This is a genomic window from Pseudomonas sp. 203-8, assembly GCF_020708595.1.
GTDB lineage: Bacteria > Pseudomonadota > Gammaproteobacteria > Pseudomonadales > Pseudomonadaceae > Pseudomonas > Pseudomonas aeruginosa.
Window position 1 is genome coordinate 676,590 of sequence record NZ_JAJFDF010000002.1, and the last position, 14,748, is coordinate 691,337.

Below are 14,748 nucleotides of genomic sequence, written 5' to 3' on the forward strand. Positions count from 1 at the left end.
GTGCGGACGTCTATCTGCGCACGTGCCTTGGCCTGGGCCTTGCACGCTTCGGGCCAGGTGGCCGTCGTCTTTGTCGGGAGAAGCTATGAAACAGAATTGGGCCGAGCGCCTGCGCGCAAGCATGCACCACCAGGCGGAGAGCCTCGGCAACCTGCTGGTGGAGGCCTTCCACTACCTGGCCCTGTTCGCCATCGGCGCCACGGTGTTCTGGGCGGCGGGCGCGGCTTTCCTGGGGATGGTGAACAAGGGGCATGCGTCGATCGACGACATCCTCCTGCTGTTCATCTACCTCGAGTTGGGCGCGATGGTCGGTATCTACTTCAAGACCAACCATATGCCGGTACGCTTCCTGATCTACGTGGCGATGACCGCGCTGACCCGCCTGATGATCGCCGACATCCAGCACAACCATACGCCGGACGATGGCATCATCCTGGTCTCGGTGGCGTTGCTGCTGCTGGCGCTGGCGATCCTGGTGGTGCGCTTCGCCTCGGCGCGCTTCCCTTCGGCGAAGTCCGACGGCGCCGCCGCGCGGCGGGTGGCGAGCGAGGACGCCGAAGGGGAAGCCTGATTCGTCGCCGCGCCGGAGCCGGTCTCCGGCGCGCTTCCGGCCAGCGCAACGGCCTGGCAATGTACTACCATCGCCCGGTCGTGTTCAGGAAGCCTGCCCCATGAAGGGATGGAAACTCTTTACCCCGCTGCTGATCCTCGCGATCGTCGCCATCACCCTCTACCTGCGCCTGCACAATCCGCCCCTGCTGTTGCAGGGCGAGGCGGACGCCACCAACGTCATCGTTTCCTCCAAGGCCAAGGGCCGGGTCCAGGTGCTGCACGTGCGGCGCGGCGACGAGGTGAAGCAGGGCGACCTGCTGATCAGCCTCGACAGCCCCGAGCTGGAAGCCCAGCTCGATGCCCTGCACGCGGCGCGCAACCAGGCCCAGGCGCAGCTCGACGAGTCGCTCCACGGTACCCGCGAGGAGAGCATCCGCGCGCTCAAGGCCAGCCTGGCACAGGCCGAGGCCGAGTTGCGCAACGCCGAGTCGGATTTCCAGCGCAACCAGCAGATGGTCGAGCGCGGCTTCCTCTCGCGGACCCAGTTCGACCTCTCGCGGCGTGAGCGCGATGTCGCCCGCGACCGCGTCGCCGAGGCGCGGGCCAATCTCGACGAAGGCCTCAAGGGCGACCGCGAGGAGCGCCGCCAGGCGTTGCAGGCCGCGGTGCGCCGGGCCGACGCGCAGATCGCCGAGCTACAGGCGCAGATCGACGACCTGCAGGTGCGCGCGCCGGTCAACGGCGAGGTCGGGCCGATCCCCGCCGAACAGGGCGAACTGATCAACGCCTACAGTCCGCTGCTGACGCTGGTGCGGCTGGACGACAGCTACTTCGTCTTCAACCTGCGCGAGGACATCCTGGCCAAGGTGCGCAAGGGCGACCGCATCGTCATGCAGGTGCCCGGCCTGGGCGGCGCCGAGGTCGAGACCGAGCTGCGCTACATCGCCCCGCTGGGCGATTTCTCGACCAGGCGCGCGACCCGCGCCACCGGTGATTTCGACCTGAAGACCTTCGAGACCCGCTTCTACCCGTTGCAGCCGACACCCGGCTTGCGCCCGGGCATGAGCGCGCTGTGGCGCTGGACGAACTGAGCGATGGCGTGGGCCGCGCTGAAGCGCAACGCCAGCCGTTTCGTCCAGGCGTTCAACACCGAGACGCGGATCGCCTGCCGCAGCTGGACCATCCACTGGCTCGGCTGGTGCTGGCCGCTGCTGCTGTTCGGCGTGATCAGCGGCGTCTACCAGGCCGGTACCCTGCTGGACATGCCGCTGGCGGTGATCGACAAGGACCATAGCCAACTGTCGCGCAAGTTGATCCGCGAACTCGACGCGACCTCCCACGCCCAGGTGATCACCGTTCCCGCCGGCGTCCAGGAGGGGCTCGACGCGATCCGTCGGGCCGATGCCTACGCCTTGCTCTACATCCCGCCGGACTTCGAGGCCGACGTGCTCGGCGGGCGCGCGCCGAAGGCCGAGCTGTACTACAACGCGCTGCTGTATTCGGCCGGCTATGCCGCCACCCAGGACTTCTCGGCGCTGGTCGCCAGCCTCAACGGCGAATTGCGTCCGCGCCTGGCCGCCGGGATGCCGGCGGCGCTGCCGCACCTGGCGAGCATCAGCGTGTCCTACGACAGCCTGTTCAATGCCAGCGGCAACTACATCTATTACCAGCAGTTCGCCGCCATCGTGCACCTGCTACAGCTGTTCGTGATCGTCACCATGGTCCATGTGCTGGCCCGCGAGGCGCCGGAACTGCGCGCCTCCTCGCCGCACATCCTGCGGGCCAAGGCCCTCGGCGTACGCCTGGTGGGCAAACTGGCGCCCTACACGCTGCTGTTCACCGCGCTGCTGATGCTGGAAATCTTCCTGCTGGTGGCGTTCTCCGGCGCGCGCATCAACGGCAGCCCGCTGGCGATGCTGATGATCACGCTGTTCTACGTGATCGCCGCGCAGAGCGTCGGGTTGGTGCTGTTCGTCTTCACCGCCAACCGCTTCACCGCCTATTCGCTGGTGGGCATGCTGATCGGCGTCGCCCAGACCTACTCGGGAGTGCTGATCCCGGAACTGGCGATGCCGACCCTGGCGCGGGTGATCGCCGAGGCCGAGCCGCTGACCCACACCCTGCACGGCCTGTTCGACCAGTTCCTGCGCCAGGCGCCGCCCAGTTCGGCGCTCTACACCTGCGCCAAGCTGGCGCTGTACCCGCTGATCGCCTACATGATCGCCAAGATGCGCCTGCGCAGCCGCCTGGACCTGAGCCCGATATGAAGAACTACCTGCAGATCCTCCGGGAAACCCTGAAGGCCATGCTGTCCAAGCCGATGTGGCTGATGGTCGTGGCCTCGGTGTGCATCACTTCGCTGCCGTACATGAACCACACCGCCCTCGACCTGCCGGTGGCGGTAGTCGACGAGGACCACAGCGACGTGTCGCGCGAGCTGGTCCGGCTGCTCGATTCGGCGCCGAAGGTCGCCGTGGTCGGCTACGACAGCCTGCCGCAGGCCAAGCGCGACCTGGCCTGGCGCGAGCTGTACGCGATCATCGTGATCCCGCTGAACTTCGAGAAGCGCCTGCTGCGCGGCGAGGCGCTGGTGATCCCGTACTTCGGCGACGCCACCAACCGCATGGCCAACGGCCAGATCCAGCAGGACATCTCGGCGGTCTACAGCGCGCTGACCAACCGTTACAACGCCGCCCTGCTGGAACGCGAAGGCTTCACCGCGACCCAGGCGCAGGTGGTGCTGAGCCCGCTGGTAGGGCAATTGACCGACCTGTTCAACCCCGGCATCAGCTTCGCCGCGATCGTCCTTCCGGGGCTGCTGTCGCTGATCCTGCAACACAGCCTGCTGCTCGGCTGCACCCGCGGCAACATCATGCTGCGCGGCGGCACCCCGCGCTACATGCGCCAGCCGCTGTCGACCCGCTTCGGCCGCTACAGCGCGCAACTGCTGATCTGGACCGTGCTGGCGATGCTCTTCTACGTGATCTGGCCGCACCTGCTGGGCTATCGCCAGTCGGCCTCGTTCTTCATGCTGCTGGGGATCGTCCTGCCGTTCCTGATCGCGGTGATCGCCCTCAGCGAGTTCATCGCCGAGCTGCTGCCCACCGAGGAATCGGTGTACCTGACCATGACCTTCATCACCCTGCCGCTGTTCTACATGGCCGGCTACAGCTGGCCGGAACAGGCCATGCCGGACTGGGTACGCTGGCTGGCCGACGCGATCCCCTCGACCTGGGCGATCCGCGCCATCGCCGAGATGAACCAGATGGACCTGCCGCTGCGCGAAGTCAGCGACCATGCCCTGGTGCTGCTGGGCATGGCCGCCACCTATGCGTTGCTGGGTACGCTGCTGTACCAGTACCGCAACTGGCGCTGGGACAACGTCAAGGGTTGGTGAAGCGGCGCAAGGCCGGCCATACTCGGCTGGCGTTCGCACAGGGAGATGAAGGAATGTTTCGTTCGGGGCTTTCTTTGCTGGTGCTTCTGGGGCTCGCCACGCTCGGCGGGTGCGGTTCCGTCAACACGCTGGTGCGCGACGACGCCAGCGCCGCCCACGACCTGCGCCTGAAGGCGACCGCCTGCACCAGCCTGCCGCGGGTGTACAGCGGGGTCAGCTACACCTTCTGCCGGCTCAACGTGAAGACCGGGTCGCCGGTGGCGCCGGCGCAAGCCGACGGCATCCTCGAGGTGCTGGCCCTCGACTTCGCGCTGTCCGGGGTGATCGACACCCTCGCGCTGCCCTATACCTCGTACCGCCAGTACCGCGACGGCAACCTGTCCCTGGCCAACTGAGTCAGGGAATCAGCGGCAGCACGATCTCGTCGCTGCGGCTGATCCCGGCGGTCTCGCTGCGGCACAGGTCGAGGAACTCGCGCATGGTCGCGGTCTGGTACTTCTGCTTGTGCCAGATGAAGTAGAACTGCCGGCGCAGGTCCAGGCCGGGCGTTTCCACCGGCACCAGGCTGCCGCGGCGGAAAGCGTCGCGCAGGGCCAGGCGGGAAATGCAGCCGATGCCCAGGCCGGACTCCACGGCACGCTTGATCGCCTCGGTGTGCTCCAGCTCCAGGCGGATGTTCAGCGGCCGCGGGTGATGACGCATGGCCTGGTCGAAGGTCAGGCGGGTGCCGGAGCCCTGCTCGCGGAGGATCCAGGCCTCCCGCGTCAGCCGTTCCAGGTCGGCGCCGCCCCGCCGCGCCAGCGGATGCTGGGGGGCGCAGAACACCACCAGTTCGTCCTCCATCCAGGGTTGCACCTCGATGTCCGGATGCCGGCAGTCGCCCTCGATCAGGCCCAGGTCCAGCTCGTAGTGGGCGACCTGCTGCACCACCTGGGCGGTGTTGTGCACGTGCAGGCGCACCCGGCAGTCCGGCTGGCGCTGCATGAAGGCGCCGATCAGCAGCGTGGCCAGGTAGTTGCCGATGGTCAGGGTGGCACCGAGGTCGAGGGAGCCGAAGGCGGTCTTGCCGTTGAGCAGGTTCTCGATTTCCTCGCCGCGGTCGAGCAGCGCCACCGCCTGCGGCAGCAGTTGGCGGCCGAGGGCATTGAGGGTCAGGCGCTTGCCGGCGCGGTCGAACAGCTTGCAGTCGAACTGCCGCTCCAGCTCGCCGAGCGAGGTGCTGGTCGCCGACTGCGACAGCGACAGCCCCTCGGCGGCACGGGAGACGCTCTCCTGCTGGGCCACGGCGACGAACACCTCGAGCTGGCGGAGGGTGAATTTCATCCAGGCTTCCTCGTCTAGAGCGAAAGGCCCCGCGACATTTTGCCGTTCCGTCGGCGGGGTTGGCTCGGTTATCCTTGCGCCCCGTCCGCGGGAGCGATGGGAGCCCTCGGCGGCCGGCGGCCGACCGATATCGTGTTATCCCATATCCATATTCTGGATAAGCATTATCCAGACAATTCATTTTGCGGATATTTTGGCAACCGATAAAATGCCGCGCAACTGCGTCACGTCTGCTGCTGTTGGTGTGCGCCCGCGTTTTCCTAGGAGTCTTTGATGAGCAATCTGTACACCGAGCGCGTTCTCAGCGTGCACCACTGGAACGATACCCTGTTCAGCTTCAAGACCACCCGTAACCCGGGTCTGCGCTTCAAGACCGGCCAGTTCGTGATGATCGGCCTGGAAGTCGACGGTCGTCCGCTGATGCGCGCCTACAGCATTGCCAGCCCGAACTACGAAGAGCACCTGGAGTTCTTCAGCATCAAGGTCCCGGACGGCCCGCTGACCTCGCGCCTGCAGCACCTGAAGGAAGGCGACGAGCTGATGGTCAGCCGCAAGCCGACCGGCACCCTGGTGCACGACGACCTGCTGCCCGGCAAGCACCTCTACCTGCTCAGCACCGGCACCGGCATGGCGCCCTTCCTCAGCGTGATCCAGGACCCGGAAACCTACGAGCGCTACGAGAAGGTGATCCTGGTCCACGGCGTGCGCTGGGTCAGCGAACTGGCCTACGCCGACTTCATCACCAAGGTCCTACCGGAACACGAGTACTTCGGCGACCAGGTGAAAGAGAAGCTGATCTACTACCCGCTGGTGACCCGCGAGCCGTTCCGCAACCAGGGCCGCCAGACCGACCTGATGCGCAGCGGCAAGCTGTTCGAGGACATCGGCCTGCCGCCGATGAATCCGCAGGACGACCGTGCGATGATCTGCGGCAGCCCGAGCATGCTGGAAGAGACCAGCGCCGTGCTCGACAGCTTCGGCCTGAAGATCTCGCCGCGCATGGGCGAGCCGGGCGACTACCTGATCGAGCGCGCCTTCGTCGAGAAGTAGGCCTCCGCCGCGCCTCGTCGCGCCAGGCGAAGAAAGCCCCTGCCGTATCCGCGGCAGGGGCTTTCTGCTTTCCGGCCCCCGCTCAGTGCGCCGGGTGCCGGTGCGGGTGGTCGCCGCCCACGCCTTGCAGCACCGCCTGGTCGATCTCGTCGAAGCGCAGTACCCGGCCGCCTTCCTCGGCCGCCAGGCGCGTCGCGGCCTCTTCGTCGGCGAACGAGGCGAGGGTGGCGCCCATGCCGCCCGGCCGCTGGATGCCGACCACGTAGTAGGCGCGGGTGGCGTCGATCAGGCGGGCATCGTCGGGGTGCCGCCAGTCGGCCTGGCTCATGTCGTGGACATACAGGCGCGCCTGGCCCTGGCGGTTTTCCGGTTGCAGCCACCAGCCGAACAGTTCGGCGGTGGAGCAGAACTTGCGCACCGCGCCGGGAAGCACCGCCTCGCCCTTGGGACCGGGCATTTCCTCGATGAGCATGCCGCAGACGTGGCATTCGTCGCCGCTGGCGATCGGCACCGGGCCGAGTGCCGTGGCGTCGTCCCGCGACGCATCGCAGCCGGCCAGCAGCAGGCCGAGCAGGAGCGTGCCGAGCAGAGGGCGCAGGGGGAGGGTATGACGTTGCATGGCGGAACCTCGTGAGTCAGATGGGGCGGCGGCGGAACCGGCCGTGGGCCAGCGCCAGGGCAGCGCAGGCCCAGAGGGCCAGGGCCAGCCAGAGGGCGCTGGCGGACACCGGCAGGTCGCTGGCCAGGGGAACCACCCCGCCGGCTGCGGCTGCGTCGAAGCCGGACAGGTTGATCAGCCGGTAGAGGTCGGTCGGGTTGAGCAGCAACAGCCAGGGCAGCAGCCGCGGGCTCAGGTGACCCTGGCTGAGGACCAGGATCGCCAGCAGGGCCAGGTCGAACAGCAGGACGAAGAAGAACCACAGGCCGAGCGCCTGCCCGGCGGCGCTGGATTTCTCGCTGGCGCGGCTGCTCAGGGCGTAGGCCAGGGCGAGGAACACGCAGCCGAGCAGCAGCGAGGAACCCATGAAGCGGCCGAAGGCGCCCAGCAGGATGGCCGCCTCGACCTCCGGCACCAGCGCGAGGATCGCCAGCGCCGCGCTGCCGAAGCCGATCAGGGTGGCCAGGGCGAGGATCAGGCCGTGACCGAGGAACTTGCCGAGCAGCAACTGGCCGCGCCCCAGCGGGTAGGTCAGGAGCAGCAGCAGGGTGCCGCCTTCCTCCTCGCCGACGATGGCGTCGTAGGCCAGCAGCAGGGCGATCAGCGGCATCAGGAAGGTGGCCAGGCTGGTCAGGCTGGCGACCGTCGCCGGCACCGAAGTGAAGCCGACCTGGCCGGCCGCGGCGGCGCCGAACCAGGCGATGCCCACCGAGAGCAGGGCGAACAGCAGGCTGATCGCCAGCAGCCAGCGATTGCGCAGGCCGTCGGCCAGTTCCTTGCGGGCGATGGTCCAGACTACGGGCATGGCGTGGCTCCGGCGGGGGCGGGGGACATGTGGTGGCGATAGAGGTCCTCCAGCGACGGCGGCAGGATTTCCAGGTCGAACTCGCGCGCGGCCAGCAGCGCTTCCAGCACGCCGTCGCGCTCGGCATCGTCCAGCAGTACCTCGATGCGCTGGTCGTCCAGTCTCCGCGCCGCCAGGCCGGCCCGGTGCCAGCGTTCGAGCCACTGCGGGTTATGCGGGCTGGCCAGGCGCACGCGGGTCGGCAGAGCCGCCTTGCGGCGCAATTCGGCGAGGCTGCCGGCCACTTGCAGGCGGCCGCCGGCGAGAATCGCGGCGCGGTCGATGTGCGTCTCGACGCCGGGCAGCACATGGGAGCAAAGGACGATCCCTGTGCCCTGGCCGCGCAGGCGGTCGAGCAATTGGTAGAGCTCGACGGTGGCCAGCGGGTCGAGGCCCACCGTCGGTTCGTCGAGCAGCAGCAGGCGCGGTTCGCCGAGCAGCGCCTGGGCCAGGCCGAGGCGCTGGCGCATGCCCTTCGAGTAGGTTTTCAGGCGCCGCCTGGCGGCATGGCCGAGGCCGACCTGTTCCAGCAGGCGCGCGGCTTCGGCCGGCGCCACGCCCTTGAGGCGGGCGAAGTGGCGCAGGGTTTCCGCGCCGCTGAGCTGCGGGTAGAAGGTCACGTTCTCCGGCAGGTAGCCGAGCTGGCGGCGCGCCTCCAGGCTCCTCGCATCGTGGCCGAGGACCCGCACGCGGCCTTCGCTGGGGGCCAGCAGGCCGAGGACCAGCTTGATGGTGGTGGTCTTGCCGGCGCCGTTATGGCCGAGCAGGCCGAGCACCTCGCCGGGCTCCAGGCGCAGGTCGAGCCCGCTCAGGGCGGTGAGGGCGCCGTAGCGCAGGGTCGCGCTGTCGATCTCGACCAGGCTCATGGCCTCGGCTCCGCGGCGGGCATCCGCATCAGCGGATGGCTGTCGCGCACGCCGGGCGAGCGCACCACCGGGAAGGCGCGCTGGACCCAGCGCAGCAGCTCGATGCTCGGGCTGTTCAACAGCAGGCGTACCTGCGGGTACAGCCAGATCAGCCGGTCGACGTTGTCGTTGGGCTCGTAGGCGACGTCGCCGAGACCGTCGTCGTCGCGGTCCCAGCCCAGGTAGTCGCTCCAGTAGTTGCCGCGGCCGTCGGCGGACCACTCCTGCTCGCGGCTGGCGACGTACTTGACCTGCTGGCGGTTGCCTATGAAGGCGTTGCCGGCGATGCGATTGTCCTCCGAGCCGGCGGTGAGGTGGATGCCCAGGGCGCTGTCGGCGAAGCTGTTGCCTTCGATGCGGTTGAACAGCGAGTTGTAGATGAACAGCGCCTTGCCCTCGGCGCCGGAAATCATCGCGTCGCCGGTGCTGCCGCTGCGCACGCCCTCGACGCGGTTGCCGGCCAGGGTCGAGTAGGTGATGTAGTTCATCAGGATGCCGTAGTTCTCGTCGTCGATGGAGCGGTTGCCGGTCACGGTCAGCTTGCGGCTCTGCATCAGCGCGTAGCCGGTGCGGGTGCGCCGGGTCAGGTTGTCGGTCACCCGGCTGTTGTGGGTGAACATGTAGTGCACGCCGTAGCGCAGCTCCTCGAAGCGGTTGGCTTCGATGCTGCTGTCGTTGGAAGTGTCGATGTAGACCCCGTCGCGGGTGTGGCTGACCCGGTTGCCGCGGACCAGAGCGTCCTTCACCGCATAGAGGTGGATACCGTTGCCGCGATCCTGGGAGCGCACGCTTTCGTCGCCCTCGATGCGGTTGTCGAGCACCTGCGCGCCCGCCGTGGCGTCGAGCCAGACGCCGAAGCCCGCGCCGCGCAGGTCGTTGCCGCGGATCACGGCGCCGCTGGCGGCCTTGCCGACGAAGATCGCGGCGTCGAGTTCGGTCAGGTTGCGCCCCCAGTTGCGCAGCCGGCAGCCCTCGACGGTGATCCCGGGGCTGGTCAGGGTCAGCAGGCTGCCGTGGCCGCCGCCGTCCAGTTCGGCGCCGGCCTCGCAGCGTAGGTGCAGCGGCCGGTCGATGACGAAGTTGCCGGCGTAGCGGCCCGCCGCCAGGCTCCAGCGGCCATCGCCGTCGGCCCGCAGCGGCAGGCCGTCGACCGGCTCCGCGCGGGCCGTGGCGAGGCCGAGCAGGAGCAGGGCGAGGAGCGGCCCCGCCCGGCGCCCGGCCAGCGACCGCGCTGCGTGGATCAAGCCTTTTCCACCAGCATCCGCCCGCACATTTCCATATGCAGGGCGTGGCAGAACCAGCTGCAGTAGTACCAGTGCACCCCGGGCTTATCGGCGACGAAGGTGATCGACGAGGTCTGTTGCGGGCTGATCTCCATGCAGACGCCGTGGTTGACCATGACGAAGCCGTGGGTCACGTCCTCGATCTCGTCGAGGTTGGTGATGGTCACGGTGACTTCGTCGCCCTGCTTCACCTTGAACTCGGTGAGGCCGAAGGAGGGCGCCATCGAGACCATGTAGACGCGGACCTTGTTGCCCTCGCGGATGACCTTGTTGTCCTTCATCAGGTCGATGCCGTCCTTTTCCGCGCGCTTGACCGTCTCGGCGAAGAACGGGTCCTTGCGGTCCCAGATCTTGCGGGTCTTGATCTGGTCGCGGCGGGCGAGGATGCAATCGTGCGGTTCGGCGAAGGTCGGGCCGTCGTGGACCAGCTTCATTTCCTCGCCGGAAATGTCGATCAACTGGTCGTTCTCCGGGTGCAGCGGACCGGTGGGCAGGAAGCGGTCCTTGGAGAACTTGCTGAGCACCACGATCCACTTGCCGTCGGCTTCGCTGGTCTCGCACAGGGTGGCGTGGTTGTGCCCCGGCTGGTACTGCACGTCGAGTTTCTGGCGGATGTAGTCGACCTTCTCGCCCTTGTAGGCGCGCACCGCGTCGGCCAGGTTCCACTTCACCAACTGGCTGTCGATGAACAGCGTGGTATAGGCGTTGCCTCGGCCATCGAAAGTGGTGTGCAGCGGGCCGAGGCCCAGTTCCGGCTCGCCCACCACCACGTCGCGCGGGTCGGCCAGCTTGCCGGCGAACAGGTCGCCGAGGCGCTCGATGGCGATCATGGTGCAGGTCGGCGAGAGCTTGCCGTTGGCGATGAAGTACTTGCCGTCCGGCGAGGTGTTCAGCCCGTGGGGGTTCTTCGGTACCGGGATGTAGCGGGTCACCGGGCTGTCCTTGCCGTCCTTGCGCCGGCCGTCGACCACCGGCACCTTCGAGTCGCCGAGGGTGACGAAGCGCTTCGCCTTGATCTCGGCCTCGATGCGCGGGATGTCGAACACCACCACCCAGTCGCGCTCGTTGCGCATCATGCCGCCGAGGTCGACGGCCTTCTCCGAGTTGTAGCAGGTGGAGGCGGCGAACCTGCCGCTGTAGTCCATGTCGGTGTTGTCGAGGTTGCCGTCGACGATCACCTGCCAGGCCACTTCCATGGTCTCGGCGTCGATGGCGTTGTACAGGGTGAAGGCGTTGTCGCCGGACAGGTCGAAGGTCGAGCCGTCGTTGGGATGGGGGATGATGAACTCGGCGTTGCAGAACACGTAGCGGGTATGCGGCACCTTTTGCAGGCGCAGGCCGTGGATCGCCTGGACGTTGGGAATGGTGACGATGCGGTCGCATTTCATGACGTCCAGGCGGATGCGCGCGACCCGGCTGTTGGCCTTGTCGTTGATGAACAGGTACTTGCCGTCGTACTTGCCGTCGGTCATCGAGATGTGCGGATGGTGGCAGTCGCCGTTGAGGAAGCGCGCGCTGTCGCCGAGGACCCGCTTGCTCTCGTTGGTCAGGCCCCAGCCGGTGGCCGAGTCGACGTTGAACACCGGTATGCGCATCAGCTCGCGCATCGACGGCACGCCGAGCACGCGTACTTCGCCGGAATGTCCGCCGCTCCAGAACCCGTAGTACTCATCCAGTTCGCCGGGGGCGACCTCGGCCTTGCTGCGCTCGCCCTTGCCCGCGGCCCGGGCCTCGCGGCCGACCACCGCGCTGCCCAGGGCGCTGGCGCCAACCAGGGCGGCGGCTCCGGTCAGCGCCGAGGCGCCGAGGAAGCCGCGGCGGTTCAGGCCGTGGGTTTCTTCGTGGGGGCTTTTCGTGTCGTCGCTCATCTCGTGTCGTCCTCAAGGGCAGTCAGGGGAAAGGGAGCCAGGTCAGAGGTTCTCCGCGGGTATCCGCGCGTTGTCCGCCGGCGCGCTCTTCGCGCGCTTCTTGCGCTTGTTCACCAGCGGCGGGCACTTGTCCTGGTCGTGGTAGGTCATCTGGCAGTCGAGGCAGTAGTGGCATTCGTTGGCCTCGATGCGGCCGTCGGGATGGATCGCCTGGATCTCGCATTCGCGGGCACAGAGCTGGCAGGGCCTGCCGCATTCCGCACGGCGCTTGAGCCAGTCGAACAGGCGCGCCTTGGCCGGGATCGCCAGGGCCGCGCCCAGCGGGCAGAGGTAGCGGCAATAGACCTTGCGGGTGAACAGGTTGACCACCAGCAGCGCGACGGCGTAGGCGACGAACCACCACTGGCGGTCGAAGCCGAGGGTGATGGCGGTCTTGAACGGCTCCACCTCCGCGGCCTGCTCGGCCAGCGCCAGGGATTCCAGGGAGAGACCGAAGAGCACCAGCAGGATGATGTACTTGATCGCCCAGAGCCGCTCGTGCACGGCGAACGGCACCTGGAACTGCGGCACGCGGAGCTTGCGCGCGAGTTCGTTGAGCAGTTCCTGTAGCGCACCGAACGGGCACAGCCAGCCGCAGAACACGCCGCGGCCCCAGAGCAGCAGGCTGGCTGCGGTGAAGGTCCAGAGGATGAACAGCAGCGGGTCGCTGAGGAACAGCTCCCAGCGGAAGCCTTCGAACAGCGCGTGGACGAAGGTCAGCACGTTGACCACCGATAGCTGGCCGAGGCTGTACCAGCCCAGGTAGACCAGGGTGAACGCCAGGTAGCCGGTGCGCAGTCGCTGCATCAGGCGCGGCCGTCGCACCAGGCGGTCCTGGAGGAAGAGGATCGCCAGGAGCAGGACGAGGGCGGTACAGAGGACCCCGACCTGGAAACTCTTCTGGTACCAGACCCGCAGCCACAGCGGCCGGGCAGCCTCTTCCAGGGCGGCCAGTTCCTCGGCCGTTGGCTGCGGCCGCTCCAGGTATTCCTCGGGCGTCTGGCAGGCCAGCTCGAAGCTGGTGAATACCCCCGCCACCGGGCCGGTCTGGCGCCGCACGAGCAACTCCAGGGTCCAGGGCGAGCCCGGATCGAAACGCTGGCTGGCGCGGGCGACGAAGATCGCCATCTCGCGGAACTCCGGCATGCCTTCGGCGTAGACGTCCGACAGGCGCTGGTAGTCGAGGTCGCGGAAGCTGATGATGTCGCCGAACTGGCGCAGTTGGACCCGATCGAAGATGCCACCGCGCACGTAGCCGGAACCCTTGAAGGAATACTCGCCGTCGCCGAGCACGACGAAGGCGTATTCGCCTGGCTTCAGCGACGCCATCAGTTCGCGGTACTGGTTGTCGCCGAGCAGGCTGCGGCCCACCGCGGGAGGGTTGAGCAGGGCGCTGTAGAGATCGATGAACGGCTCGTCGCGGTGCGCCGCGTCGGCCTCGCCGATGCCTTCGGCCTCGCTGCCCTTGAAGGCGTCGTCGATCTGCCCGCGACTCAACTGCAGGCGGCGGATCGCGCCGTTGCCGAGCAATTCGCTCCAGCTCGCCGTCGCTGCCGGCTGCTGGCGCACCTGCGCCGGCTTGGGCCGCACATTGCCGCGGTCCTCGATCAGGCCGAGGGCAACCGCCACCGTATGCGCGGCGCGCATGACGATCTCGTTGACCACCATCACCGTCACCGTGGCGCCGCTCACCGCGTCGACGGTAACCGCCTGCGGGTCGCTGGAGCGGCCGACCACCACCCGCTGGTCGGCGCGCACGCCGTCGTACCTGGCGCTGAAGGCGTGCAGCTTCTCTTCCGGGATGCCGATCAGCAGGATCGGTTCGTGGTGTTCGAGGACGTAGGCGTCGCGGATAACCGCCTGCGGATCGAGGATCACCTGCAGGTTGATCGGCTTGCCGGAGTAGGCCGGGATGTCGGTGACGCTGAGGGTCTGGAAGGCGTAGCCGAGGGTTTCCTCGCCCTTGCTCAGGCGGCGTACGCCGTAGTCGCCTTCGGGGTCGCCGATCCGCTCGACCGCGGGGAATACCTGGGCGATGCGCAGACGCTCCAACTCGCTGAGTTCGGCACCCTGGGCGGCGAGGCCGACCAGCAGGAGCATCCAGGCGAAGACACACCGCCACGATCCGGCGGAAAAACGAAGGGCGCGCATAGGTTCCATCTACTACTGGCTACCGGCGAAAAAAGGGACGCCGCGCTGCGGTGGGGTCTGCGCCTGGCGGTGGAATCGCTTCCGTTGCCGGATGCTAGGAGGTGCGGGGGCGGAACGCGCTTGATGAAAGTCAAGAAGTGGAGATGAGGAGCCAGCGAGGTTGCTGGCACTCAGTGTACCGAGTCGCCCCTCTCCCTTCAGGGAGAGGGGAGAGGGCTGCCCGAGGCTCAGGCCAGGCGTTGCCCGGATACCGCTGGATGGTACAGCGGCTGCACCTTGTTGCCCGCCGGGTCGAGCAGGTGGAAGCTGCGCGCGCCGTCGCCGTGGTCGAAGGGTTGGTCGAGCAGGGTCACGCCCAGCGCCTTCAGGTAACGGTACCAGGCCTCCAGTTCCTCCACGCTGTCGACGACGAAGCCGTAGTGATCCATGGTCTGCAGGCCGTTGCTGGCAGCGTGGGCGCGGCCGAGGGAAAGGTTGTCGTTGCCGCAGGTGAGATACACCAGGTCTTCGTTGGCGCGGTTCAGCACTTCCATGCCCAGCACGTCGACATAGAAGCGCTCGCATTCTTCCAGGTTGGGCACCAGCAGGGCGAGGTGACGCAGGCCGTTGAGGCGGGAGGGGCGGGCAGGGCGGTCGGACATGGGTTTGCTTCCTTTTTTGTATACAATAATTTTGTAA

14 protein-coding genes are annotated in these 14,748 nt (G+C 67.6%); 6 read left to right on the forward strand and 8 right to left on the reverse strand.

The genetic code is table 11. From position 1 onward, the window contains the following. The first annotated feature begins 85 nt into the window (after positions 1–85). The 5 genes from LJF27_RS06580 to LJF27_RS06600 all read left to right on the forward strand — a co-directional run bounded on the left by LJF27_RS06580 (position 86) and on the right by LJF27_RS06600 (position 4,344). Entirely contained in the window at positions 86–571 is a 486-nt protein-coding gene (locus tag LJF27_RS06580) for a phosphate-starvation-inducible protein PsiE (protein ID WP_003091838.1), read from the forward strand. 100 nt (positions 572–671) lie between these two features. Further along, positions 672–1,643, forward strand: a complete 972-nt coding sequence (locus tag LJF27_RS06585) for an HlyD family secretion protein (protein WP_003091837.1) — start codon at positions 672–674, stop codon at positions 1,641–1,643. Positions 1,644–1,646: 3 nt separating this feature from the next. Next, positions 1,647–2,819, forward strand: coding sequence for an ABC transporter permease (locus tag LJF27_RS06590; protein WP_003098671.1), 1,173 nt, complete (start codon positions 1,647–1,649; stop codon positions 2,817–2,819). Then, complete coding sequence (locus LJF27_RS06595) at positions 2,816–3,949, forward strand: ABC transporter permease (protein WP_003098675.1); 1,134 nt, start codon at positions 2,816–2,818, stop codon at positions 3,947–3,949. Before LJF27_RS06590 ends, LJF27_RS06595 begins: the two co-directional genes overlap by 4 nt. A 53-nt stretch (positions 3,950–4,002) precedes the next feature. Further along, positions 4,003–4,344, forward strand: coding sequence for a YceK/YidQ family lipoprotein (locus tag LJF27_RS06600; RefSeq protein WP_003098676.1), 342 nt, complete (start codon positions 4,003–4,005; stop codon positions 4,342–4,344). 1 nt (position 4,345) lies between these two features. Here LJF27_RS06600 and LJF27_RS06605 read toward each other — a convergent pair whose 3' ends face one another. Then, positions 4,346–5,272 carry a LysR family transcriptional regulator gene (locus tag LJF27_RS06605; RefSeq protein ID WP_003091833.1) on the reverse strand — a complete coding sequence of 309 codons (927 nt, stop codon included), beginning with the start codon at positions 5,270–5,272 and terminating at the stop codon, positions 4,346–4,348. Between the two features lie 273 nt (positions 5,273–5,545). Between LJF27_RS06605 and fpr the strand changes: the two genes are divergently transcribed. Then, the gene (fpr, locus tag LJF27_RS06610; protein ID WP_003091832.1) at positions 5,546–6,322 is read left to right on the forward strand and encodes a ferredoxin-NADP reductase; all 777 of its coding nucleotides are present in this window, start codon (positions 5,546–5,548) and stop codon (positions 6,320–6,322) included. A gap of 82 nt (positions 6,323–6,404) precedes the next feature. Here the strand turns inward: fpr and LJF27_RS06615 are convergent, their stop codons facing one another. The 7 genes from LJF27_RS06615 to LJF27_RS06645 form a co-directional block, all read right to left on the reverse strand. Further along, positions 6,405–6,941 carry a nitrous oxide reductase accessory protein NosL gene (locus LJF27_RS06615; RefSeq protein ID WP_003091829.1) on the reverse strand — a complete coding sequence of 179 codons (537 nt, stop codon included), beginning with the start codon at positions 6,939–6,941 and terminating at the stop codon, positions 6,405–6,407. A gap of 16 nt (positions 6,942–6,957) precedes the next feature. Then, positions 6,958–7,785, reverse strand: a complete 828-nt coding sequence (locus LJF27_RS06620) for an ABC transporter permease (protein ID WP_023117053.1) — start codon at positions 7,783–7,785, stop codon at positions 6,958–6,960. Beyond that, entirely contained in the window at positions 7,776–8,690 is a 915-nt protein-coding gene (locus tag LJF27_RS06625) for an ABC transporter ATP-binding protein (protein ID WP_023117052.1), read from the reverse strand. The genes LJF27_RS06620 and LJF27_RS06625 overlap by 10 nt, the downstream gene beginning before the upstream one ends. Further along, a complete protein-coding gene (locus LJF27_RS06630) occupies positions 8,687–9,973 on the reverse strand; it encodes a nitrous oxide reductase family maturation protein NosD (RefSeq protein WP_003117558.1) in 1,287 nt (428 codons plus the stop codon). The genes LJF27_RS06625 and LJF27_RS06630 overlap by 4 nt, the downstream gene beginning before the upstream one ends. Then, positions 9,970–11,880, reverse strand: a complete 1,911-nt coding sequence (gene nosZ / locus LJF27_RS06635) for a TAT-dependent nitrous-oxide reductase (RefSeq protein WP_003098686.1) — start codon at positions 11,878–11,880, stop codon at positions 9,970–9,972. Before nosZ ends, LJF27_RS06630 begins: the two co-directional genes overlap by 4 nt. A 42-nt stretch (positions 11,881–11,922) precedes the next feature. Next, entirely contained in the window at positions 11,923–14,070 is a 2,148-nt protein-coding gene (gene nosR, locus LJF27_RS06640; protein ID WP_004345196.1) for a transcriptional regulator NosR, read from the reverse strand. A 227-nt stretch (positions 14,071–14,297) separates the two neighbouring features. Then, the gene (locus LJF27_RS06645) at positions 14,298–14,711 is read right to left on the reverse strand and encodes a VOC family protein (protein WP_003098688.1); all 414 of its coding nucleotides are present in this window, start codon (positions 14,709–14,711) and stop codon (positions 14,298–14,300) included. Positions 14,712–14,748 lie beyond the last annotated feature (37 nt).